The sequence below is a fragment of the Pseudidiomarina salilacus genome, from assembly GCF_047323925.1.
GTDB classification, from domain to species: domain Bacteria; phylum Pseudomonadota; class Gammaproteobacteria; order Enterobacterales; family Alteromonadaceae; genus Pseudidiomarina; species Pseudidiomarina salilacus.
In genome coordinates this window covers 19,018-41,946 of the sequence record NZ_CP178754.1, presented here as the reverse complement: position 1 = coordinate 41,946, position 22,929 = coordinate 19,018, and the positions used below count along the sequence as shown (strand labels likewise).

Genomic DNA, 22,929 nt, shown 5'->3' with positions numbered 1-22,929 from the left:
CCTATTCGAGCGACATGCTCGAAATTGAGCAAGCATGTCATTTTACGCCATGGTCAGAAGCTACTTTGCGTGACTGCTTTCGCCAAAACTACTTGATCTACGGTGCTCTCACAGAGCATGACGAGTTACTTGGCTACTGCATCGTCCAAGTGATAGCCAATGAATTCAATTTGATGAACATCGCGGTGTGCCCCAGTCATCAAGGGCAAGGGATTGGCGCGCAATTGTTGGCGCGTTTGCTGGAATCAGCTGCTGCCGTGACGGCGCAAATATGGCTGGAGGTGCGGGTTTCGAATGCGCAAGCGATTCGGCTTTATGAAGGCTTCGGTTTTAAGGTAATAGGCAAACGTCCACATTACTATAGATGTGCGACTGGCTATGAAGATGCATTGGTGATGGGGTGGCATGGCGAGCATGCCACCACTTAAAAATCAGGACAGAACTTCGTCTTAAGCAATTGCATAAATTGCAGAGTGTCTTGATCTTGAATTGAGTAATAGATGGTCTGCGCTTCTTTTCGAAATTTGACCAAGCCTTGTTGACGTAACACGGCAAGATGTTGCGAAAAGGCCGAAGGGCTCAATGGGAAATGCTTATTTAACTCACCAACACTTTGTTCACCGTTTGCGAGGTGACAAAGGATTTGAAGCCGGTGTTCATTTGCAATTGAACGCAAGAATATTGCCGCGCTTTGGGCTTCATCCTGCTGCATTTCTTCGATTGTCAGCGTAGACATAATCAATACCTATGATTTTTGGGCTAACTCCCGCTCAGTTTTCAAACCGAAAACTTCCCGCATAGCGATACTCGCAGGACAGAACCCTGTAAACGATTGTTGGAAGAGATTAGCTCCAACAAAGACCGTAAGCCAAATAAAATTAGGATGCACCCAGACTGTTAGTGCGACCGATAATAGTACCATAAAACCTGCAAAAGCAGATAGTGCTCTTTCAACACTCATATACAACCTCTTTTTTGATTTCATCTAATTTAGATATATCTAAATAATAGTTATCGCGCGAGCGAATGTCCAATTTTTTCTTTGATAGAGGTCACTCAATTGTTGCCTTCAGTTGCTTGGCTTCATTTGTTGAAAAGAGTAAGCTGTTAACCCATAAATTCAAAATGAAGAGCTATGACAGAACCAACACTTCCTATCGAGCTGTTGCAGCAAAAAGCGCAACAAGCGAGCCAAAAAGCCTATGCACCCTATAGCAATTTCCCAGTGGGAGCTGCGTTGTTAATGAAAAACGGCGAAGTGGTGACAGGCTGTAATGTCGAAAATGTCTCCTTTGGACTCTCTAATTGTGCCGAGCGCACAGCCATCTTCAGTGCACTCGCCCAAGGCTTTCAACCTGCAGACTTTCAGCAACTTGTGGTGTTTACGCCAGGCGACAAAGCCTATGCGCCGTGTGGCGCGTGTCGACAAGTTATTGCTGAATTCTTTGCAGCAACAGCAACAGTCGCTTCGACCAGTGAGCGACAGTTGCGGCAATGGACTGTTGCAGAACTGCTGCCCGATGCCTTTAGTTTCGACAGTGAAAAATATCGTAAGGAAAGCTGATGCGAGAGATTAAAGAAACTGCGCGCTTAGCGCTGCAGTTAATGGACCTTACGTCGCTCAATCATGCCGATACAGCGGCGAGCACGACGCAATTGTGTGAGGCAGCAAAAACCTCATATGGTTCTCCTGCTGCATTGTGTGTTTATCCAGAGCACATTATTTGGGCAAAAAGTGAGCTTCAGCGCCTCGGTTTAACCGGCGTCAAAGTAGCGACGGTAACTAATTTCCCTGGTGGTTACACAGATATTGAGCGGGCCATCAGTGAAACAGCCCGCGCGGTTGCCGCAGGTGCTGACGAAATTGATGTGGTGTTTCCATATGCCGCATTTTTGCAGAGTGATGAGCATCTTGCGGCCGAGCTTATCACGAGTTGCAAGCAAGCTTGTGGCGTTACCGCACGACTCAAAGTTATTCTAGAAACAGGCATACTTGATACACCACGCAGTATTCAGCGCGCCAGTGAAATTGCGATTGAGAATCAAGCAGATTTTATTAAGACCTCAACGGGTAAAGTAGCGGTGAACGCCACCGTAGCGGCGGCAGCAGTAATGCTCGATGTGATTAAAGCGAATAACCCCCAATGCGGCTTTAAAGCAGCAGGGGGCGTGCGTACCGCCGTAGACGCTGATCACTACCTGAGCCTCGCTGAACAAAAACTCGGCGCTGAATATTTAGCACCGGCAACGTTTCGCTTCGGCGCGAGCGGACTGCTAACCAACCTAATTGCTGTATTAGCTGGCGATGAACCGGCGGATACAAAAGGAACTTCGTACTAATGTTTTTACCTCAAGAAATAATTCGCAAGAAACGCGATGGCGGCACCTTATCAAATGCTGAAATCGGCTTTTTCGTTAATGGCATTTCCGATAACAGCATTGCTGAAAGTCAAATATCAGCGTTAGCAATGGCGGTGTTTTTTCAAGGCATGAGCATGGCTGAACGCATTGCGCTCACCGAAGCGATGCGTGATTCGGGGCAAGTGCTGCAGTGGCAAGACTTGCACTTAGATGGGCCTGTTTTAGATAAACACTCAACCGGCGGGGTTGGTGACGTAGTCAGTCTAATGCTGGGGCCGATTATCGCTGCTTGCGGTGGTTATGTACCTATGATTTCTGGACGTGGACTTGGGCACACCGGCGGCACCTTGGATAAAATGTTTGCCATTCCTAATTATCAAGCCCTGCCAGATGATGAACTGTTCCGCAAGGTTGTGAAAGAGGTGGGTGTGGCCATCATTGGTCAGACGGGTAGTTTAGCCCCTGCTGATAAACGTTTTTATGCGACGCGTGATATTACCGCGACGGTCGAGTCTGTTCCCCTGATTACCGCGTCTATTTTATCGAAAAAGCTAGCTGCTGGCCTTGATGGTCTGGTGCTTGATGTGAAAACCGGCAACGGTGCGATCATGGACACGCTTGAACGTTCAGAAGAGTTAGCTGAAAGTTTGGTACAAGTTGCTGTCGGTGCTGGTGTACCTACGACCGCGCTGATCACCGATATGAACGAAGTGCTGGCGCAATCAGCCGGTAATGCGGTTGAGGTACGCGAAGCGATTCGTTATTTACGTGGCGACCAGCGCACGCCAAAATTACATGAGGTTACCGTTGCCTTGTGTGCCGAAATGCTGGTCATTGGTAAGCTCGCGCCCGATTTAAATGCGGCTCGTGAGCAAGTCGAGAAGGTACTTGCGAATGGTGCAGCGGCTGAGCGTTTCACGCAGATGGTGGCGGCACTCGGTGGACCGCGCGATATTATTGACAACTATACGCAACATCTACCACTCGCAGCGGTCGCTAAACCAGTGTTTGCAACTGCCGAGCAGCTAGCCTCGGGTGATTGCGTAAGTGCAATTGCGACTCGTCAGCTTGGCGTGGCAGTGGTGGCGCTTGGCGGTGGGCGCCGACGCAGTTCCGATAGCCTTGATTACAGTGTGGGCTTAGATGAACTGGCGATGATCGGCCAACGTATTGATCAGCAGACACCGCTAGCAATGGTTTACGCGGCTGATGAGCAAGCATGGCAAGAAGCGGCGGAACAGGTCCGTTCAGCCTATCAATTTGCGACATCAGCGGAGCGCCCACCGGCGGTTCATAAACGTATCGGAGGCTAAGTATGGCACGTGCAATCATCATGGTTCTGGATTCATTCGGTGTGGGTGCCGCGGATGACGCGGCCGCCTTCGGCGATGAAGGTGCCGATACTTTTGGTCACATTGCAGAATTGTGTGCCGCAGGCAAAGCCGATGAGGGGCGACAGGGCCCGTTGCACGTACCAAATCTGAATCGTTTGGGACTTGCGGAAGTCAGCCGCGGTGCCACAGGACGCTATCCCGCAGGAATGGGGCCGGTTGACGGTATTATCGGGCGCTACGGTTGGGCACAAGAACTCTCGTCAGGCAAAGATACGCCGTCTGGTCATTGGGAAATAGCTGGTGTGCCGGTACTGTTCGATTGGGGCTATTTTGCCGATAAAACCGACTCCTTCCCAGCGGATTTATTGCAGCAAATGGTGCAACGTTTTGATTTGCCGGGCTACCTTGGTAATTGCCACGCTTCGGGTACTGAGATTATTGAGCGACTCGGCGCTGAGCATTGTCAGACTGGCAAACCCATCGTCTACACCTCAGCCGACTCGGTCTTTCAGATTGCCTGTCACGAAGAGACGTTTGGGCTTGAACGTCTTTATCAGCTGTGCGAACTGGTGCGAGAACTCGTTGACCCATACAACATTGGGCGCGTTATCGCACGACCTTTTACTGGTAATGCAGAAAACGGCTTTGCGCGTACCGCCAATCGTCGCGACTATGCAACGCCACCACCGGCGCCGACGGTTCTAGATACGCTCAAAGACGCTGGGCATGAAGTCATCAGCATTGGCAAAATTGCTGATATTTTCGCCCATCAAGGCATCACGCAAAAATACAAAGCTGATGGTCTCGAGGCACTTGTTGATAAGACGCTTGAGCAGTTGAAAACAGCGCCTGATGGTGCGCTCATTTTTACCAATCTAGTCGACTTTGACATGCTTTATGGGCATCGTCGTGATGTGGCAGGCTACGCGCGAGCGCTTGAGACCTTCGACACATTGTTGCCGCAGGTCATGGCGGCAATGGCTGCTGATGATGTACTTATTTTAACAGCTGATCATGGTTGCGACCCAACGTGGCCAGGCACCGACCATACCCGCGAGTTTATTCCGGTGTTGCTCTATGGCGCGCAGTTACCGACTAACAACCTCGGTAAACGTGAGACTTTTGCTGATATAGCGCAAACCCTTGCTGAATTTTATGGCTTACCCGCCATGGACTATGGGGCATCATTACTGCCGTCTGCTGATTCGAAGTAAGAACAAAAGGAACATTGGCGTGAGTACTCCACATATTAACGCAAAGCCAGGTGATTTCGCAGAAACCTGCTTGTTTCCCGGTGATCCACTACGGGCAAAGTTTATCGCTGAGCAGTATTTAGAAAGCGTTGAATGTGTCACCAATGTACGCAATATGTTGGGATACACGGGTAACTACAAAGGCCAGCGGATATCGGTAATGGGCTCCGGAATGGGCATGCCGTCGTGCGCCATTTATGCTACCGAATTACTGCAACATTATCAGGTAAAAAAATTGGTGCGGGTTGGTAGTTGTGGCGTGATCAATGAACAGCTCGACTTAAACGATGTCATCATTGCACATGCGGCGGCCACGGATTCGAGCTTTAATCGCCAACAATTTGCCGGGCTCGATTTTCCTGCAGTCGCTGATCCGCGTTTATTACAGCAGTTCTTGAACTATGCCGATCACAGCGGCAGTGCAGTTACACTTGGACTTATTTTCTCGACTGATAATTTTTATGGCGGTGACACAGCATTGTGGCCTCTGTTTCGAAAATTTGGGGTGCTGGGCTTTGATATGGAAGCGGCAGCACTCTATTCAGTTGCAGCTCAGTTTAATGCGCAAGCACTGACGGTGTTGTCGGTGTCTGACAATCTGTTGTCTGGCGCGAAGTTATCAGCAGCGGATCGACAAAGTGGTTTTGCAACCATGATTGAGTTTGCGCTCAACGCGCTTAGCCCAAGCGCTTAACTCGACAATGAATTTCCGCCGCGCCACCCATTTGGGTGGCGTTTTTGTACTGGATCAGCGAAAATGCGCGGGTTAGTTCAAAAGGAAAGTATGAATGTCGCAATCAGCACTCGCAAAAGAAGTCGCCAAACGCCGCACGTTTGCCATTATCTCGCACCCTGACGCAGGTAAAACAACCATTACCGAAAAGGTCTTGTTGCACGGGCAACGCATCCAAAAAGCCGGTACCGTCAAAGGCAAAAAGTCTGGCCAGCACGCTAAATCAGACTGGATGGAAATGGAAAAGGAACGGGGCATCTCGGTGACCACGTCGGTGATGCAATTCCCCTATGCGAATGCATTGGTGAACCTCCTTGATACCCCAGGGCACGAAGACTTTTCGGAAGATACCTATCGTACCTTAACCGCCGTCGACTCATGCCTGATGGTCATCGATGGCGCTAAGGGTGTTGAAGACCGCACCATCAAGCTGATGGAGGTCACTCGTTTACGTGACACGCCAATCATCACCTTTATGAACAAGCTAGACCGTGATATTCGAGACCCACTGGAGCTACTCGATGAAGTCGAAAGTGTGCTGAATATCATGTGCGCCCCAATCACTTGGCCAATTGGTTCAGGTAAGAATTTCAAAGGCGTCTACAACCTCATCGATGATGAAGTGATACTCTACAAAACCGGCCAAGGGCACCGCATTCAAGAGCGTGATGTCATTAAAGGATTGGATAACCCTGAGCTCGATGCACGCCTTGGTGATTATGCGCAAGATTTGCGCGATCAGATTGAGTTAGTGCAGGGTGCATCTAACGCCTTTGACCTTGAAATGTTTTTGGCTGGAGAATTAACGCCAGTCTATTTCGGTACCGCACTCGGTAACTTTGGTGTTGATCACATGCTTGATGGCCTAGTGCAATGGGCGCCGACGCCGTTACCACGGGAAACCGATGAAGCGACAGCCGTGGCTGCAACGGCGCCGAGCTTTTCTGGCTTTGTATTTAAAATCCAAGCGAATATGGACCCTAAACACCGTGACCGAGTCGCCTTTATGCGTATCGTTTCCGGAAAATACGAAAAAGGCATGAAGATGCATCAGGTCCGCACGGGTAAAGATGTGCGTATTTCTGATGCGTTAACGTTTTTAGCCGGTGATCGCGAGCAAGTCGAAGAAGCTTACCCTGGCGATATTATCGGCTTGCATAACCACGGTACTATCCAGATTGGTGATACTTTTACCGCTGGTGAAAAATTCAAATTCAGCGGTATTCCGAACTTCGCGCCAGAAATGTTCCGTCGTATTCGCTTAAAAGATCCACTGAAACAAAAGCAGCTGTTGAAAGGCTTGGTTCAGCTTTCGGAAGAGGGCGCGGTGCAGGTGTTTCGGCCGCTCAGCAACAATGATTTGATCGTCGGTGCAGTGGGTGTTCTGCAGTTTGATGTGGTGGTGCATCGATTAAAATCAGAATATAACGTCGATGCTATCTATGAATCAGTCAATGTTGCCACGGCCCGTTGGGTGACCTGCAAGGATGAGCGCAAACTTGACGAATTCCGTCGTAAAGCGGAACAAAACTTAGCTCTTGATGGCGGTGATAGCCTAACCTACATCGCCCCCACTATGGTAAACCTGAGCTTGGCAACTGAGCGTTACCCTGATATTGAGTTCCATCAAACGCGCGAGCATTAACGCATGACCGACTTGCTATTCGATACCCACTGCCATCTTGATTTCGAGGTGTTTGATGCGGATCGAGAGCAAGTCCTGCAACGCGCCTACGACAAGGGAATTCGGCATATCTGGGTACCCGGCACCACACATCAAACACCACGCCTGCAGCTTGAGCAGTGCGCTGGTGTGCAGTTGCACTACGCAGTCGGCTTGCATCCTTATTTTATTGCCGAGCACCAGCCAGAGCACCTGACTTGGGTTGAGCAACAATTGGCGGCCAACAGCAACTTGTGGGTGGGGGAGATAGGCTTAGATCGCACCTGTAAACATTGGCAAAAGCAATGCGAATTCTTTGTCGAGCAAGTACAACTCGCCGTTCGCTATCAACGTCCGTTGATTTTACATCATCGTAAAAGCCAAAGTGATTTGTTGGGTTATCTGAAGCAGTATCTGGAACAACGCTCGGTCCAAGGTATTCTGCACGCATTCAGTGGCAGCTATGAACAAGCGTGCAGCTGGATTGAAAAAGGCTTCAAGTTAGGTGTCGGTGGCACCATTACCTACGAACGCGCTCGTAAAACTCGCGATGCTATCAGCCGTGTTCCACTAACCGCTTTAGTGCTCGAAACGGATGCACCGGATATGCCGTTGGCAGGTCGCCAAGGTCAACGCAACGAACCGAGCTACTGTGCTGAGGTATTGCTGGCGCTGCAGGAGCTGCGCACCGAGCCTGCCGCTACTGTTGCGAAGCAGCTTTGGCAGACGAGTTGTCAGTTGGCGCAGCTAACCGAAGGCGACGATAACGCCATTTGTTAAACGTTATAGCAATCAGAATCCCAGCTAAAACGGCAAAAACCAATAAAAACTGTCCGTAGTACGACAAATAACTATGCGTCGCTAACGGTTCTGCCAGCAATAAATCTTGATTGATGGTGATGTGCAAGAAACCATGAATGAGTTGGCCTTCGCGAATTTCTTTTACAATGACGAAAGCTTGTTCCGGACTCTCAGTTATGGCATCGGCACTCACCACCTCTTGACCATAGTTGTTATAGATAGCTGCGTATTCAATCAGCTTCTGTTGCGTTAGTTGTTGCACCAGTTGCTGTAAGTTATCTTGTTCATTCGCTATCAACCAATGGCGCGCTTCATGGGCAGCTTGCTCGGCGGTTAACTCAATCAACTGCTGACTGTGTGTCTGCAAATCGGACAAACTAGTGTCCTGCATGTTGCTCCAAAAGTTCTCAATGAGGATGATCAATAGCAACGCAGCCAACAATCGTCGACCACGGCGATAGACAAGCTTGATGATATTGATAACATGTTGTGCAGTCGTCATAGCAAAACTATACGCTGAGGGCGGTCATTAGAGCAACCACAGAAGAGCAGTAAACATGGTAAATTTATCACAACCGGGACTGGTTGTTTTTGATATGGACTCAACCTTAATCACGATTGAGTGCATTGATGAGCTGGCCGCTTTGGTCGATCGCAAAGCTGAAGTAGCGGCCATCACCGCAGCTGCAATGCGCGGTGAACTCGATTTTGCCGGAAGTTTACGACAGCGCGTGGCGGTGTTAGCTGGATTGGAACGTGACCAGCTGGCGCAGTTATTTCAGCCAATTCCGCTGACCCTCGGAGCAGCAGAACTCATCACTTGGTTTCGCCAAAAAGGCTGGCGCACTGCGGTGGTATCTGGCGGTTTTACTTGGTTTACTGAGCAGTTAGCCAGCGCTATTGGTTTAGATCAGCACTGCGCAAACAGCTTGTTATGGGACGCCGATAAGCTCACCGGCAAGGTCGCGGAGCCTATCGTAGATGCACAACGCAAAGCGTCGCAACTCAAAGTGTGGGCTGAGCATTATCAAATCCCCCTAGCACAAACTATCGCTGTGGGTGATGGCGCCAATGACCAAGCCATGCTAGAAGCTGCTGCGGTGGGTGTGGCATTTTGTGCGAAACCGGCACTGCAAGCGGTTGCCGATATTGTCATCAATGAACCGAATTTAATGGCGCTAGCGCATCACTTACAGCACAACGAGAAACAATAATATGGCGAAAGCAAAGACGGCTTATGTCTGTAATGACTGCGGAGCTGACTTTCCGCGCTGGTTGGGACAGTGCACCGAGTGTAAAGCGTGGAACACGATTACCGAAGTTCGTTTAGCCAGCGCAAAAACCGCTGCGGTTGAACGCCGCGGCTTTGCCGGCGCAACTCAAGCCCAAGTGCAAACCCTCAGCGAGGTCAATCTTGAGGAGCTACCGCGCTTCAGTAGCACCTTTCAAGAGTTTGATCGGGTTTTAGGCGGTGGCGTTGTGCCAGGATCCGCAGTACTGATAGGCGGCTCCCCCGGCGCTGGTAAAAGTACTTTGCTGTTGCAAACCATGTGCAACCTCGCAACGCATATGCCGGTACTGTACGTAACCGGTGAGGAATCTTTACAGCAGGTGGCGATGCGGGCTAAACGTTTGCAATTACCGACCGATAAACTGCGCATGTTGGCGGAAACCTCAGTCGAAACCATTTGCGATCTTGCCGATAAAGAACAACCCAAAGTAATGGTGATTGACTCCATTCAAGTGATGCACCTTGCTGATATTCAATCGGCTCCCGGCAGTGTGTCGCAAGTAAGGGAATCGGCCGCTTATCTGACTCGCTATGCGAAACGTAAAGGTGTGGCGATTATCATGGTCGGCCACGTTACCAAAGACGGCTCTTTAGCTGGCCCGAAAGTGCTCGAGCACTGCATTGATGCATCGTTGCTGTTAGAAGGTGATGCTGACGCACGCTTTCGCACACTTCGCGGTCATAAAAACCGCTTTGGACCCGCCAACGAACTGGGCGTATTCGCTATGACAGAGCAGGGGCTGAAAGAAGTCACAAACCCTTCCGCAATCTTCTTACAACGCGGCGAGGATCATGGCAACGGTTCGGTGGTGATGGTGATTTGGGAGGGGACACGACCGTTGTTGGTCGAGTTACAAGCGTTAGTGGATGCTAGTCAATTAGCCAACCCTCGCCGCGTTGCGGTGGGAATGGAAGCGACCCGCTTAGCGATGCTGCTCGCGGTATTGCACCGTCATGGCGGTTTGCATATGTCGGATCAAGACGTTTTCGTTAACGTGGTTGGCGGCGTGCGCGTCACCGAAACCGCGGCAGACCTTGCGCTGTTATTGGCGATTGTTTCGAGCTTCCGTGAGCAACCGTTGCCCCGCGATCTTATTGTCTTTGGCGAGGTTGGCTTAGCAGGGGAAATCCGTCCGGTGCAAAATGGTCAAACACGCCTGCAAGAAGCTGCCAAACACGGCTTCAAACGGGCCATAGTGGCTGCTGGCAACAAGCCAAAAGCGGCAATAGCAGGGATGGAAGTAGTTGCCGTCAAAAACCTACAGCAAGCGTTAGAGGCGGTTTAATGAGAATGGCGCTAGTGGTGCTTGCCGCACTGTGGTTTACCGCGGTGAACGCGAAGACCGTCGCCAGTATTAATCCATGTTTAGATGACTGGCTACCGCAATGGCTGCCATCGACCTGGCAAGTGCTGCCGACCACGGGCCATCAACAGCGTCTTGAAGCTATCGTGTTGGGTGAGCCTGACGTGATTGTCGCTGGTAGTTTTGTCAATCAGCAGTTGTTATTGGCACTGCAAGACCACGCAGAAGTATTGACCTTGCCCTATGTCAGTTCCATGTCTGGCTGGCGTAACGCGGTACGACAACTTGCCACTGAACTGCAAGTAGCCTCGGCTGCCGAACAATGGTTGCGGCAGCAACAACAAGAATTACAAGGCTATCGCCTCGATGACCTCGGTGAGCTCCTGGTGTTAATGCCTAATTCATACACGTGGGGCGCTAACAGTTGGGTGGGCCAACTCCTGCATCAGCATGGGGCGCGGCTGAGTCCAATTGCTGGCAATGGCGAGTTAGTGCGTCTGCAACTTGAACAATTGCTGGCAAGCGAACCTGACACTGTGATTTTGGAAGGGTTCTCGCAATCCTATGGGCGCTCACAAGATTGGTTGTGGCACGACGCTGTGCAGCATTGGTTAGCACAACGACGTGTGGTTGAAGTTGACGGGGATATTGCTGGCTGTGCCGACTATCGTGCTGTGGATTATTTGCACAGTATCACGCGAGGCGGTGCTTGATATGCAGCTGCGCTATTTACTATCAGCGTTGATCATTTTATTGGTGCTAAGTTTTTTGCATTTGGCGCTTGGCCCGTCCAGTTTCGGTTTTGCGCATTTAGGTGACAACAGCGCTGTTATTTTGTTTGACCTCAGACTTCCGCGCGCTTTACTAGCTATGCTAAACGGCGCCGCGCTTGGGATGGCTGGCGCAGTGCTCCAAGTTGTTTTTCGTAATCCACTGGCTGAACCTGGCATTACCGGTATTGCCGGAGGAAGTGCCTTGGCCGTGGTGTTGGTGCTCTATACCGGAGTACTATTGCCGGTGAATTGGCTACTGCCGTTGGTTGGCATGCTGGGCGGCTTCGTGAGCCTACTTTTATTGTGGGCGATTGTTGGGCACTACACTGATAATTTACGTTTGATTCTCGCGGGCGTGGCAGTAGCTGCTTTTGCTGCAGCATTACTCGCTTTAGTCTTGAATTTGGCACCAAATCCATTTGCATATCTAGAGTGGAGTCTATGGTTGTTGGGCTCGGTCGCGAACCGTGGTTGGGAGCAGGTCTATCTATTATTTCCAGCAGTTGTCATCGGCGCTTTGCTGATTGTCTCGCAACAGCGCTACTTAAGTGCGCATATTTTTGATGCAGCAACCCTGGCAACACTCGGGTTTCGCCAACGTTGGGCGCTATGGTGGCTGCTGCTCGCCATTACTTTACTGATTTCAGCGTCAGTGGTGACCGCTGGTGTGATTGGCTTTATTGGCCTACTAGCGCCACACCTTGCGCGGCTACTTGGCGAACATCGTCCACCGCAACTGGTCGCTTATAGCGCGCTTTCTGGAGCCGCCTTGCTGTTATTGATCGACAGCCTGGTCAAGGTCATTCCAACACCGGTGGAAATGCAATTGGGCGTGATAGCAGCGTTTGTTGGTGCACCCTGGTTGATTGTGCTTTTATGGCGGCAACAGGTGCGCTGATGGTAACTATTGAAAATTTAGGTTTAACCCCTCGCTTGCAGCCGATTTCTTGCCGACTGAGCGGTTCGCAACTGGTAGGCATTATTGGCCCAAATGGTGCCGGCAAAAGTACTTTGCTGAATCTATTGGCCGGGCAATTACCAGCAACACAGGGGCGCGTGGAGTTCGGCGGTGATAACTGGCTCGACTCTTCTGCGTTGCAACGCCGGCAATCTTTAAGCTTCATGCCACAGCAGCCGCACGCCGATGGTGCGCTCACGGTTGCAACAGTGTTACAGGTGGGACTGGTCAATTTACGCTTAAGCACTCCGGTGACTGCAGAGATAGCACGAGTGACTGAGCTGTTAGAGCTACAACCGTTACTGCAACGCCCCATGGCAAGCTTATCTGGAGGCGAGCAGCGTCGCGTACATTTGGCGCGCGCATTGCTTGGCGATTTGCCTTGGTTAGTGTTGGACGAACCTATTGCCAGTCTCGATATCCACTATCAGTTACAGATGATGGAGTTGTTGAGGGCGCAAGCGCGCACCGGCAAGTTAGTTATGGTGGCTCTGCACGATTTAAGCTTAGCCGCGCGCTTTTGTGATGCTTTGTTGCTGCTCGACCAAGGGGCGCTGCGTGCCGTTGGCGAGCCTGCCGAGGTACTCAGTGATGAGAACCTTGCTGCGGCATTTCGAATACAAGCGCGTTGGTTATGCACTGAACAGGGGGTAGGTTGGCTACCCCAACTGCTCAGAGATGCAGATTAAAACTCGTTTGCCCATTGTTCAAGCAGCGGATGCCGGCGGCTTTGTTCGGTGTTCTCCTTAACTACGGAAGACGCCGCGCTAACTGGACTGCAACTGCTATTGAGCATGTAAAAGCGCGCCTCATCAAGCAAAGGATCGCCGTTTTGTCCCCAATTAGCGACCAAGTTGTCATTCGCTTGGCAGGTGGGGGCGATACCATCAAAGTAACGGCCTTCTCCTTCTGCATTGACGGTTTCAAAGTTGATAACAAAGCTACGCTTATCACAGAATGGTTGTGGCGATTGCCCCACTGGCTTGCCGCAAGTGGGTTGACCTATGACCACCACTTCGATGAAGGGTTTGAGACTGTTGATCAGTAATTCTGACGAGGAGCAACTTGCACCTGTGGTTAGCACGAATACACGGTCTAGATCGAGCTGCCGCACGCCATCAATTAGTTCGAACTGAGAGGTATAGTTATTGGCTGTATTTTTGTCGTTAAATAGCAGCGTGACGAAATCAAAACCAAGCACATTATTACCTGCGGCCTGACTACTCGCCTGATTCGCGTAGCGAATGAGACCACCACCGTTGTAGCGGACATCAATGACTAACTCATCAACGCCCACCAAGGCATCATAGGCATTGTTTAAATCAGCGCCAGTGCGGTCAATAAAACTATTGAGTACATAATAGCCAACATCTTGTTCGCCGACTGTGAAGCGCTCGGTTGCCAACACTGTGTTAGTTTCAACTTCGGTTTTACTGACTAATTCAGTGAATTCAGTACCGTCTGGACGTTGCCAACTGAATTCCACGGTAACACCCACATTGTTAGCACCCAAAGCTTGGTTCAAGCTACCGTTGGCGATAAGGGTAGCCACTGAGGTGCCATCGATTGCGGTAATTTCATCGGCACGTTGCATTCCTGCTTGTGCGGCCGGTGAATCTGGATACACGTAATTGAGCAACAAACGATTACCTAAGGTGCGAGTGGCGAAGCCAAAGCCGATGTATTCAGCATTCACAAAGCGTGATTGGTATTCGGCTTCAGTCAACACATAGCTAAACCGATCGACCGGGCTGCGAATTGCATCTAGCAGTTCGAACACCGAGTTATAGTCACTTGGATCGATATTATTTGGAATGTCGCTATACCAGAAGTAGTCATCGCGCATGTAATCCAAAAAGTATTCATTCTGCCCAACGACTGAGCAATTATCGGAATTCGCTGAGCCACTGCCTGTTGGTGTAGAGCTTCCACCGCCGCCACCGCCACACGCTACGAGCAGAGCGATCGCACTAGCGCTCATGATGAATTTAGCTGCAGTTGTCATAATGCCATTCATAACCATCAACCTCTTGCTGCACATCAATTATTTATACGATGCTCTAACTTGTACGTCTAGAGTGAGAAAATTGCTTAGTGACGCTGACAGGAATTTTTGGCACACTGCGGTCACATTTATGTAGTAAACGAGCATCTTCCATGACAGCAGTAATGATCGACCTGCAGGGCACTGAAGTTAGCGCAACGGAACGTGAACTGTTAGCTCATCCCGCCGTGGGTGGCGTTATTTATTTTTCGCGCAATTTTACCGACCCTGAACAGCTGCACGAGCTGGTTCGGCAAACGCGTGCTGCCGCCAGTAATCCATTGTTGATTGCTGTCGATCACGAGGGCGGACGCGTGCAGCGTTTTCGCAATGGCTTTTCTGAGCTGCCGGCGATGGGCGACATTCTGACGGTTGCAAACGACTTAGCCGATGCTCAACAGATTGCCCAAGAACTTGGCTGGTTGATGGCGAGTGAACTACTTGCGCGCGATCTTGATCTCAGCTTTGCACCAGTGCTTGATGTCAACGGAATTAGTGAAGTCATCGGTAAACGTGCTTTTGCCGACAATGCTGAGCAGGTTATTCATTTAGGCCGTTGCTTTATCAAAGGTATGCACCAAGCAGGTATGAAAGCAACAGGAAAACACTTCCCTGGCCATGGTTCGGTGCAGGCCGATTCCCACATTGCTGAGCCGATTGATAATCGTAGCTGGGAAGAGATCCTTAAAACCGATTTGCCACCCTTTATTGAGTTGGCGCCGTGCTTGGATGCCATTATGCCAGCACATGTTGTTTATCCCGCTGTTGATGACCGACCGGCTGGTTTTTCACCTTACTGGATCCAGCAAATTTTGCGTGGACAACTCGATTTCAAAGGAGTGATTTTTAGTGATGACCTTGCCATGGCTGCCGCCAAAATAGCTGGGGGGATGCCAGAGCGTGCGCATGCCGCGCTGGATGCGGGCTGCGACATGGTGCTTGCGTGTAACGACCGAAAAGGCGCCGAAGCTGTGCTTGATAGCGTTTTAAGTCGCGTCGAGCAACAGACGAAACAGCAGCAATCTGCATGTTATGAGCGTTTAGGTAAAGGTGCTGCGCTGGCGCTACCGATCTTACATAATCATCCACGTTGGCACCAAGCACAGCAACTGCTGAAACGTTTTAGCGATTAGTCCCTAGGTTGTTGACTCGTAAGCAAGCGGGTCAACACAGTTGTTGCTGGCAAATGCCTCTAATCTTTCAACGCAGGCGCCGCACTTGCCACAAGCTTGTTCGCGCCCGTTGTAGCAAGTCCAAGTGTGACTATAATCGAGCCCCATGGCGAGTCCATCTGCAAGAATCTCGCCTTTATCGCAGTGCAAGTAAGGCACCGCAATTTCAATCGGTTCATAGTTGGCAATACGACTGACATCATTCATTTTCTGCACGAACTCAGGTCGGCAATCGGGGTAGATCGCATGGTCACCTGAATGGGCACCGTAATAGACAGCTTCTGCGCCGATAGAAACAGCATAACCTATCGCTAATGATAACAAGATCATGTTGCGGTTCGGTACCACGGTCGATTGCATTGAGGCTTCTTCATAATGCCCCTCTGGAATGGCTGCGGCGTCTGACGTCAGTGAACTATTGGCGATTAACTCATTGATCGCGGTGATATCGACGATTTTGTGTGGCACGCCGAGTTGATCGGTGACTTGCCGCGCAACATCGAGTTCTTTGACATGCCGTTGACCGTAATTAAATGACAGTGCATAAACTTCGTGGCCGTCTTTGATTGCGCGATGCAATACCGTGAACGAATCCATGCCGCCAGAATAAATTACGACTACCTTCGCCATCTGAAATCTCCTCGTGAACTACTCACATTTATGAACTTTGCGGTACAATAGCGGCATAGTTTACCGTAAATCAGGATGAATCCCATTACTACCAGCTATCCCGTAAACGAAATCTTCGAAACTATTCAAGGTGAAGGCTTTTATACTGGAACGCCAGCAATTTTCTTGCGCTTGCAAGGTTGTCCAGTAGGATGCCCATGGTGTGACACGCAACATACTTGGGAGCAACGCGCTGAGGACCAAGTGCCGGTTGCTCAGGTGGTGGGGAAACCCAGCGCCAGTCCAATGTGGGCGGCGCTTGATGCCGAGGCCATTCTCGCGACCTTTCAAGCGCAGGGATTTAACGCCAAGCATGTGGTCATCACTGGTGGTGAGCCAGCCATGTTCGATTTACGCGAGCTAGGTGAAACACTCGAGGCGGCGGGCTATCAATTACAAATCGAAACCAGTGGCACCTTTGCGCTGCAGGTTACCGCGCAAACATGGGTGACCGTATCGCCGAAGTTAGATATGCCTGGTGGCTATTTGGTGCGTCCAGACTGTCTGCAAAGAGCGGACGAAATCAAGCATCCCGTGGCGATGGAAAAGCATATTGAGGCATTAGATAAACTCTTAAAAAGTTGTCCGCCGAACCCAGCGGCAATCATTTGCTTGCAACCGATTTCGCAGCGTCCACGAGCGACAGAGCTGGCCATAAAAACCTGCATCGAACGCAACTGGCGACTCTCAGTGCAACTCCACAAGTATCTTCATATCGAGTAAGCAGATACCGTATCTAACGCCTCGCAGTGCGCGCTTGCACTATAGTTATTGCACGACAACTTAGCGCACGGAGGCACCATGCAACACGGACGTTCACTCTCTTCTCAACGCGGTCAAGGTATGACCGAATACATCATTATCGTGGCACTTATTGCCGTGGCAGCGATAGGGGTCTATTCGCTACTTGGCAAAACTGTCCGCAACCAAGTGGCTGGCATTGCCCATGAGGTGAGTGGGCAAAACGCCTCACAACAACTCAACCAAGCACGTTCGGCAGCGCGGCGTTCAGGGACGGTCGCGCGCCAAAATGTGACGCTTGGAAACTACGACGAAGCTACTGAATCTGGCGACAACTAATGGTGCAACGCGGTGCTATTAGTGTCTGGATGTTACCAGTGATCGCGGCCCTCTTGGCGTTAACCCTCGGTGTTGTAACCATGGGGGAACGAGTACGCGATCATTGGTACCAGCAAAATATCGCTGACAACATGGCGATTTCTGCGGCAACTTTGCTGGCGCGGGAGATGAACCTTCTCGCTCTACTCAATCGTGCCTTGATTGCTAATCAACTTAGCCTCGCCCAAGTAGCAGGTATTGCGAGTTGGTACGAAATGATGCAGGACGTGAGTGAACGCAGTGCATTAGCCGCAAGTTGGGTGCCTTATTTAAATGCCATCACGCAAAATATTGCGCGCGTTATACGCTCTATTGAGCAACCTTTATTGCAATCACTCCGTGCCATTCTGCAATTTCAACGCGTAGTCACTACAGCGATTCATGCTACGCAGTGGCTAGCGCGGGCAAGTTTTGCGCTGGAGATTCCGCGCACCTTGACTGACATCTATGCTTTGCATGACCACGCTGACGACAGTGACTGGCAAATTCTTCACGCCCCAGGTTTGGTACCGGTGCCTTGGTTGTGGTGGCAGTCGATTGCGCCGCATACCAGTGGCGGTGATGCCGGACATGCGCGTGAAATCATGTTGAGTAGCCTCGATCCATTTTCGGCGGAGCGTAGTTATCGCTGGGTTCACGTTCTGCATATAACGGTCGATAAAGCCGGGGGAGCGAAATTATATGAAGAGAAATCGGGACAATGGCATTGGCAGAGTATGGACACTGTTTCCATTCATTTGCATGGACTCCTCGATAGCGAGGAGCTCCCTTGGGGCGATGGGGCTGCCTATCTAGGTCAATCGATCCAACGTCCAGTCGCTGCCAACGACTTTGGAGCGAGTGCTCACATCAATAGTCGCGCTACTTCGTTAGCGCTCGCCAAACAAGCTCGGTTAGCCAATTCCGGTGCTATGTTTCGCTATTTCAATACAGCTGCTCTCGAACCGCAAGAATGGCCACAGGTCATTGTAAAGACGGCTGCAGCAACGGCCAAGGCAGGAGTTTACTTTTCGCGTCCCCAGAGCCTCATACCACGCCAAGATGGCGCAGTAGAAAGCGCAAATTTATGGAATGGCTTGTGGCAACCCCAACTGCAGAGCTTGAACACGCGCGACAAAACAGTGCTCGGTTTGTTGCTAGAGCAGGAGCAACAGTAATGAACCTAATGCGGCAGCACGGACAGGTGCTGATTGAAAGTCTCGTCATTATGGCATTGCTGGCTCTGATGTTGGTCGTCATCGCGCGTGTCGTTGTGCCATTGCAGTGGCAACAGCAACAGCGTATCGATAAAGCGCGCAGCATTTTGTGGCGCTTTTCACAGGCAAGTGAGGTGCAAGCTAGTGACGCGTATGCATTTGCCAATACCAGCAAGCGCGTATTGGCACCGTTGCAATTAATGACACCATTGAGTTTTGCAACCAACAACCTGAACTTTTTGAGCGGCTCAGAAGAGTTTCGAGCGATGGCGCGCCTGACCGATGCGTGGTTACCGAGCGAACCGACAGATCTAACCGTGCGGCCAGCCCAGCTGACGCCGTTTTCTTATGCAAACGACTTTGGTCTGCCGCATTTTCAACAAGTGATCAGCTGGTTGTACTTCACCGATGAGTTTGCGCCAGACCAACTTCGACTCGGTTACGTGAATAGCGATGCGGCACCGCTAGTGACAACTGCTGACACAGGGCCTGGTGACTAGCATGGAGGTTCCAGCGGATTGGCAAGTTAGCGAATTAACTGGCAGTCATCAGCAGCAGGTTTGGCAGGTCCACCAACCGTTACAGCCGAGTTTGCGCGATATGCAATGTGAGCCAGAAATTCTACCGAGTGTCGGGGAGTGGTGTGATCGTGCCGGAGCGCGCTGGATCTTACAGAACTTCGATGGCAGTTACTGGCTCACGCGCCTGCAAGCCGATGCGCCAACTGGAAAAACAGTCACGCGAAGCTGGCGCGGGAATTTGTTACAGGAGGTCACAAATGAACCCTATCAATTGCAAGTTTATGAAACGCGGCATCACCCGAAACAGTTACTTAACTATCTCCGTCTGCGGCACAACAACCGCAACGCACAGTTGGTGCGTTTGTCCGCGGATCGATACTACCTCTTGCTGCACCAACCGTTGGAATGGCTTTTTCTTCATCAAACGCCGGATGGTTTCCTATCGCTACGCTATCAAACAACAGGGGCAGGTAACGATTGAGATACTCCTACTGGCGCTGGCACTGCTGCTTATGATCACTGCTCCGGTTGTGGAGGGGGTTACTCTGTTGGCTTTTCTAGAGTTGCTGATACGGCAGTGGATGGCGGTCTATCTGCACGTTTGGCACCACTTTACGCTGATGCTTTGGGTTTCATGAAGATGTTTAGACTGCGCGCAAAAACTTGGTGGTTGGCGCTCAATGCTGTACTGGCTTTAAGTCTGGCAGTGGCATTCTACTGGACACTGCAAAACTATGTGGCTGAAAAATCGGCTTCGGCCGAACAGCAGCGTGATGCCCAGATGATTTGGTTGTTGGTTTATAGCCGCGACATAGAAGCTGGGCAGCAGGTTACTATTGAAGATTTTCAGCAGCGTAAATTTCCACCGGATTATGTGACTGATGACTGGCTATTGCCACAGGACGTGAGCGTAGTTGTTGGCAGTCATACGCAACAATTTGTTGCAGCTGGCGAGCCGGTATCGCTGGCACACCTCGGTATCTTGCAGGCAACCAGTTTTAGCGATGTGCTGGCCCCCGGCGAATTTGCCGTTACAGCTACAGTTTCAATTGAGCAACTTCATCATGGCCTCGTCGAAGTGGGCAACTTTGTGACGCTGGTCGGTCAGGATTACCGATCTGAGACATCGCCGCTGACTGCAATACCTAATGTCGAGGTGCTGGCGCTCGATAGTTTTACCGACACCGGTTGGCAAGAAGGGCTTGCAACTACACTCACATTTCGTTTTTCAGCAGAACAAGCCTATCAGTTTGAGCAGTTGCGGCAGAGTCAATTCTCGATTTGGTTACAGCGGCCCGAGCACTTAACTGAATTATGGCTGAATTCACCGAACCCGATTATTTATTTAATGGAACGCCAGGGAGGCTAGGATGCTAACAATGCTTTGGCTGCTGACGCTGGGGCTGACCAGCCCTGCATCAAGTAACGATCACCAGCTATTTGTCGATGAGACGCTGGTGATACCGATGCACGATGCCAATGAGGTGGTGTTAACCAAACCTGAGGTGTTAAGTCATCAAGCGCTGCCTAGTGGGCAACTGGTGCTGACTGGTAAGAGTGCTGGCAGCAGTCAAATCCTCCTGTTTCAACAAGGCGCTGAAAGCAGACGTATTACGGTTACCGTAATAGAGCCGCCCGATGAACAACTGCGGCATGTACTGTTGGCGCTACAACGGCGATTTCCAGACCTGCAAATTGTTGAAGTGGGCGAGCTTATTCAGTTATCTGGGCCGATGAGTGAGGCTCACAAAGTCGAATTCGCTGCGTTATTTGCCGCCCAGCCAAAACTGATCAACCACTTGGTGTGGCAGCCGGCAGTGCAACCACCAATGCTGGAGCTAGAGGTATTAATCGCCGAAGTGAAGCGCTCCTATTCCGAGCATCTTGGGGTGCGTTGGCCCGCACACCTAAATGGACCTCTGGTTGAGGATCTGGGCAGTTGGATCCACTTACCAGTGAGTGCTCAAGCGACCCTCGATTTGTTGGAGCGGGAGGGTCATGCAGAGCTATTAGCGAATCCAGTTTTGTCAGTTTTAAGCGGTAGTTCAGCTAACTTTCTTGTCGGCGGTGAGTTTCCGATACCGCAGGTTTTAGCTCAAGGGATGCAGGACGTGAGCTTTCGTGATTACGGAATTAAGCTACAGATGCGGGCTGAACGGCTGACGGATGGACAAATTCATACTGACCTCACGGCCGAGATGAGTTCGATTGATCCCGCCACTGCTGTGAATGGAATTCCCGGTCTATTGAGTCGTAAAGTCGGCTCCTCATTTGTCATACCTGATGGTGAAACCCTAGTGTTGTCAGGACTGTTGCAAAGTGAACAGTCAGCGCAGGCCGATCGGTTCCCGTGGTTACATCAGTTGCCAATTCTGGGTCAGTTGTTCGCGTCAGAGCAATTTCGTAATGCCGAAACAGAGTTGATGATTCTGGTGACACCACGCACGGCGAAGCTACCCGCCGAAGAGCAGCAACTGAAGCATCAACAGCGCTTGAGCAGACGCAGCTTTCACCAGCAAGTCGGTTGCTCTGGTTTGGTTAACCCTTTTACGGAGCATTTTTGAGCATGGATAAAACGATGCTGATGGCGCATTTAAAGAATGAACTACAAAGAGAAGCTTTAAAACGAAGCTTTGCTGATGAAACGAGCTTGCAGGATTTTGCGCAGCAAGTGTTAGTTAGGTTTGTTCAAGCACAGATGGAGCGGGAGCCAAACGCATTGGAACTGCTACTCATTGGTGATGTGATTGATGTCTGTGTCGGCTTTGGGCCTTTGGCCGGTTTGCTTGCTGATGAGAGTATTACTGAAATTATGGTGAATCGATTCGATTCAATTTTCATCGAGCGCGCTGGCAAACTCTCGCAGTCCGACTTGAGCTTTACGGATGAAGCGGCATTGCATCAGGTTATAGAGCGCATTGTAACACCGCTTGGTCGGCGCATAGACAGCGCCCAACCTATGGTCGATGCGCGTTTACCTGATGGCTCTCGAGTCAATGCGGTATTGGCGCCCTTGGCACTGCAGGGAAGTTGTTTGACTATTCGTAAGTTTGCCCGGCGTGGCTTTCGTTTTGCGGACTTGGTCGATAGTGGCTTAATCAGTACCGCAGCCAGTGACTATCTGATCCAAATGGTGCAACTGCGGCGCAATATTCTGGTGATCGGTGGTACTGGCACCGGTAAGACGACCTTTCTCAATATCTTGGCGGATCACATTCCAGCATCGCAGCGCGTGATCACTATTGAAGATGCAGCTGAGCTTCGCATCAAGCATGACAATCTGATTGGATTGGAGGCGCGAGCCGCAAATGCTGAGGGGCGTGGGCAGATCACTATTCGCGAGTTACTTATCAATGCGCTACGGATGCGTCCAGATCGCATCATTATTGGCGAATGTCGTGGCGCCGAAGCACTCGATATGTTGCAAGCCATGAACACCGGTCATGAGGGATCATTTACCACCTTGCATGCCAATAGCCCGCGCGAGGCATTGCAACGTTTGGAAGTGATGGTGATGTTGGCCGGTTTCGAGCTTCCATTACTGGCGGTTAGACAGCAAATAAGTAGTGCGGTCAATGTAATTGTTCAGCTCATTCGCGACGCCAGTGGGCATCGCCGAGTTGCAGCAGTCAGTGAGCTTGTCGGACTGGAAGCAATGGCCTATCAAATGAGCCCAATGTTTGAGTGGCGCGAAAATGAATTGCGCGCAACGGGTATCCAGTCGGAGTGGCGCTAAG

The 22,929-nt window shown here is 50.7% G+C and carries 27 protein-coding genes; 22 read left to right on the top strand and 5 right to left on the bottom strand.

Annotation, left to right across the window (positions count from 1 at the left end):
- Positions 1-14 precede the first annotated feature (14 nt).
- Positions 15-428: a ribosomal protein S18-alanine N-acetyltransferase gene (gene rimI, locus ACJ8W9_RS12830; RefSeq protein WP_411361219.1), complete on the top strand. Its 414-nt coding sequence runs from the start codon at positions 15-17 to the stop codon at positions 426-428.
- Here the strand turns inward: rimI and ACJ8W9_RS12825 are convergent.
- Positions 425-736 (bottom strand): ArsR/SmtB family transcription factor, encoded by a 312-nt coding sequence (locus ACJ8W9_RS12825; RefSeq protein WP_411360521.1) that lies wholly within the window; start codon positions 734-736, stop codon positions 425-427. The two genes, rimI and ACJ8W9_RS12825, sit on opposite strands and share 4 nt — an antisense overlap.
- Positions 737-745: 9 nt before the next feature.
- Positions 746-961, bottom strand: a complete 216-nt coding sequence (locus ACJ8W9_RS12820) for a DUF2892 domain-containing protein (protein ID WP_411361218.1) — start codon at positions 959-961, stop codon at positions 746-748.
- 174 nt (positions 962-1,135) lie between these two features.
- On the opposite strand from ACJ8W9_RS12820, the gene ACJ8W9_RS12815 reads away from it, so the two are divergent.
- The 7 genes from ACJ8W9_RS12815 to ACJ8W9_RS12785 all read left to right on the top strand — a co-directional run bounded on the left by ACJ8W9_RS12815 (position 1,136) and on the right by ACJ8W9_RS12785 (position 8,124).
- Complete coding sequence (locus ACJ8W9_RS12815) at positions 1,136-1,564, top strand: cytidine deaminase (protein WP_034734153.1); 429 nt, start codon at positions 1,136-1,138, stop codon at positions 1,562-1,564.
- A complete protein-coding gene (gene deoC, locus ACJ8W9_RS12810; protein ID WP_411360518.1) occupies positions 1,564-2,340 on the top strand; it encodes a deoxyribose-phosphate aldolase in 777 nt (258 codons plus the stop codon). The genes ACJ8W9_RS12815 and deoC overlap by 1 nt, the downstream gene beginning before the upstream one ends.
- Positions 2,340-3,674 (top strand): thymidine phosphorylase, encoded by a 1,335-nt coding sequence (gene deoA, locus ACJ8W9_RS12805; RefSeq protein WP_411360516.1) that lies wholly within the window; start codon positions 2,340-2,342, stop codon positions 3,672-3,674. The genes deoC and deoA overlap by 1 nt, the downstream gene beginning before the upstream one ends.
- Positions 3,675-3,676: 2 nt before the next feature.
- On the top strand, positions 3,677-4,909 hold the full coding sequence (locus ACJ8W9_RS12800) for a phosphopentomutase (RefSeq protein ID WP_411360488.1): 1,233 nt from the start codon (positions 3,677-3,679) through the stop codon (positions 4,907-4,909).
- A 19-nt stretch (positions 4,910-4,928) separates the two neighbouring features.
- Positions 4,929-5,642 carry a purine-nucleoside phosphorylase gene (gene deoD, locus ACJ8W9_RS12795; protein ID WP_411360487.1) on the top strand — a complete coding sequence of 238 codons (714 nt, stop codon included), beginning with the start codon at positions 4,929-4,931 and terminating at the stop codon, positions 5,640-5,642.
- 94 nt (positions 5,643-5,736) lie between these two features.
- The gene (gene prfC / locus ACJ8W9_RS12790) at positions 5,737-7,326 is read left to right on the top strand and encodes a peptide chain release factor 3 (RefSeq protein WP_411360485.1); all 1,590 of its coding nucleotides are present in this window, start codon (positions 5,737-5,739) and stop codon (positions 7,324-7,326) included.
- 3 nt (positions 7,327-7,329) lie between these two features.
- Positions 7,330-8,124, top strand: coding sequence for a TatD family hydrolase (locus tag ACJ8W9_RS12785; RefSeq protein WP_411360483.1), 795 nt, complete (start codon positions 7,330-7,332; stop codon positions 8,122-8,124).
- Here ACJ8W9_RS12785 and ACJ8W9_RS12780 read toward each other — a convergent pair.
- Positions 8,045-8,647 carry a hypothetical protein gene (locus ACJ8W9_RS12780; RefSeq protein ID WP_411360481.1) on the bottom strand — a complete coding sequence of 201 codons (603 nt, stop codon included), beginning with the start codon at positions 8,645-8,647 and terminating at the stop codon, positions 8,045-8,047. The two genes, ACJ8W9_RS12785 and ACJ8W9_RS12780, sit on opposite strands and share 80 nt — an antisense overlap.
- A gap of 55 nt (positions 8,648-8,702) precedes the next feature.
- Between ACJ8W9_RS12780 and serB the strand changes: the two genes are divergently transcribed.
- The 5 genes from serB to ACJ8W9_RS12755 are packed head-to-tail and all read left to right on the top strand — an operon-like array spanning position 8,703 to position 13,160.
- Positions 8,703-9,359 (top strand): phosphoserine phosphatase SerB, encoded by a 657-nt coding sequence (serB, locus tag ACJ8W9_RS12775; protein ID WP_411360479.1) that lies wholly within the window; start codon positions 8,703-8,705, stop codon positions 9,357-9,359.
- A 1-nt stretch (position 9,360) separates the two neighbouring features.
- A complete protein-coding gene (gene radA / locus ACJ8W9_RS12770; protein ID WP_411360477.1) occupies positions 9,361-10,722 on the top strand; it encodes a DNA repair protein RadA in 1,362 nt (453 codons plus the stop codon).
- Entirely contained in the window at positions 10,722-11,453 is a 732-nt protein-coding gene (locus ACJ8W9_RS12765) for an ABC transporter substrate-binding protein (protein WP_411360475.1), read from the top strand. The genes radA and ACJ8W9_RS12765 overlap by 1 nt, the downstream gene beginning before the upstream one ends.
- Before the next feature lies 1 nt (position 11,454).
- Complete coding sequence (locus ACJ8W9_RS12760) at positions 11,455-12,411, top strand: FecCD family ABC transporter permease (protein WP_411361217.1); 957 nt, start codon at positions 11,455-11,457, stop codon at positions 12,409-12,411.
- The gene (locus tag ACJ8W9_RS12755) at positions 12,411-13,160 is read left to right on the top strand and encodes an ABC transporter ATP-binding protein (protein WP_411360471.1); all 750 of its coding nucleotides are present in this window, start codon (positions 12,411-12,413) and stop codon (positions 13,158-13,160) included. The genes ACJ8W9_RS12760 and ACJ8W9_RS12755 overlap by 1 nt, the downstream gene beginning before the upstream one ends.
- On the opposite strand, the gene ACJ8W9_RS12750 is transcribed toward ACJ8W9_RS12755, so the two are convergent.
- Positions 13,157-14,476: a S41 family peptidase gene (locus ACJ8W9_RS12750; protein WP_411360470.1), complete on the bottom strand. Its 1,320-nt coding sequence runs from the start codon at positions 14,474-14,476 to the stop codon at positions 13,157-13,159. The genes ACJ8W9_RS12755 and ACJ8W9_RS12750 overlap by 4 nt on opposite strands.
- A 152-nt stretch (positions 14,477-14,628) precedes the next feature.
- Here ACJ8W9_RS12750 and nagZ point away from each other — a divergent pair, with 152 nt between their 5' ends.
- Positions 14,629-15,648 (top strand): beta-N-acetylhexosaminidase, encoded by a 1,020-nt coding sequence (gene nagZ / locus ACJ8W9_RS12745; RefSeq protein WP_411360468.1) that lies wholly within the window; start codon positions 14,629-14,631, stop codon positions 15,646-15,648.
- A gap of 3 nt (positions 15,649-15,651) precedes the next feature.
- Here nagZ and queC read toward each other — a convergent pair whose 3' ends face one another.
- Positions 15,652-16,317 carry a 7-cyano-7-deazaguanine synthase QueC gene (queC, locus tag ACJ8W9_RS12740; RefSeq protein WP_411360466.1) on the bottom strand — a complete coding sequence of 222 codons (666 nt, stop codon included), beginning with the start codon at positions 16,315-16,317 and terminating at the stop codon, positions 15,652-15,654.
- A gap of 75 nt (positions 16,318-16,392) precedes the next feature.
- Between queC and queE the strand changes: the two genes are divergently transcribed.
- The 8 genes from queE to ACJ8W9_RS12700 all read left to right on the top strand — a co-directional run bounded on the left by queE (position 16,393) and on the right by ACJ8W9_RS12700 (position 22,928).
- Positions 16,393-17,079 (top strand): 7-carboxy-7-deazaguanine synthase QueE, encoded by a 687-nt coding sequence (gene queE, locus ACJ8W9_RS12735; protein ID WP_411361216.1) that lies wholly within the window; start codon positions 16,393-16,395, stop codon positions 17,077-17,079.
- Positions 17,080-17,157: 78 nt separating this feature from the next.
- Complete coding sequence (locus ACJ8W9_RS12730; protein ID WP_034734121.1) at positions 17,158-17,436, top strand: Flp family type IVb pilin; 279 nt, start codon at positions 17,158-17,160, stop codon at positions 17,434-17,436.
- Positions 17,436-18,632: a hypothetical protein gene (locus ACJ8W9_RS12725; protein WP_411360464.1), complete on the top strand. Its 1,197-nt coding sequence runs from the start codon at positions 17,436-17,438 to the stop codon at positions 18,630-18,632. The genes ACJ8W9_RS12730 and ACJ8W9_RS12725 overlap by 1 nt, the downstream gene beginning before the upstream one ends.
- Entirely contained in the window at positions 18,632-19,171 is a 540-nt protein-coding gene (locus tag ACJ8W9_RS12720; RefSeq protein WP_411361215.1) for a hypothetical protein, read from the top strand. Before ACJ8W9_RS12725 ends, ACJ8W9_RS12720 begins: the two co-directional genes overlap by 1 nt.
- A gap of 1 nt (position 19,172) precedes the next feature.
- Positions 19,173-19,673, top strand: a complete 501-nt coding sequence (locus ACJ8W9_RS12715) for a hypothetical protein (protein ID WP_411360460.1) — start codon at positions 19,173-19,175, stop codon at positions 19,671-19,673.
- Positions 19,674-19,832: 159 nt separating this feature from the next.
- Complete coding sequence (locus ACJ8W9_RS12710) at positions 19,833-20,561, top strand: Flp pilus assembly protein CpaB (protein WP_411360458.1); 729 nt, start codon at positions 19,833-19,835, stop codon at positions 20,559-20,561.
- A 1-nt stretch (position 20,562) separates the two neighbouring features.
- On the top strand, positions 20,563-21,756 hold the full coding sequence (locus ACJ8W9_RS12705) for a type II and III secretion system protein family protein (protein WP_411360457.1): 1,194 nt from the start codon (positions 20,563-20,565) through the stop codon (positions 21,754-21,756).
- A 2-nt stretch (positions 21,757-21,758) separates the two neighbouring features.
- Complete coding sequence (locus ACJ8W9_RS12700; RefSeq protein WP_411360455.1) at positions 21,759-22,928, top strand: CpaF family protein; 1,170 nt, start codon at positions 21,759-21,761, stop codon at positions 22,926-22,928.
- The last annotated feature ends 1 nt before the right edge of the window (position 22,929 follow it).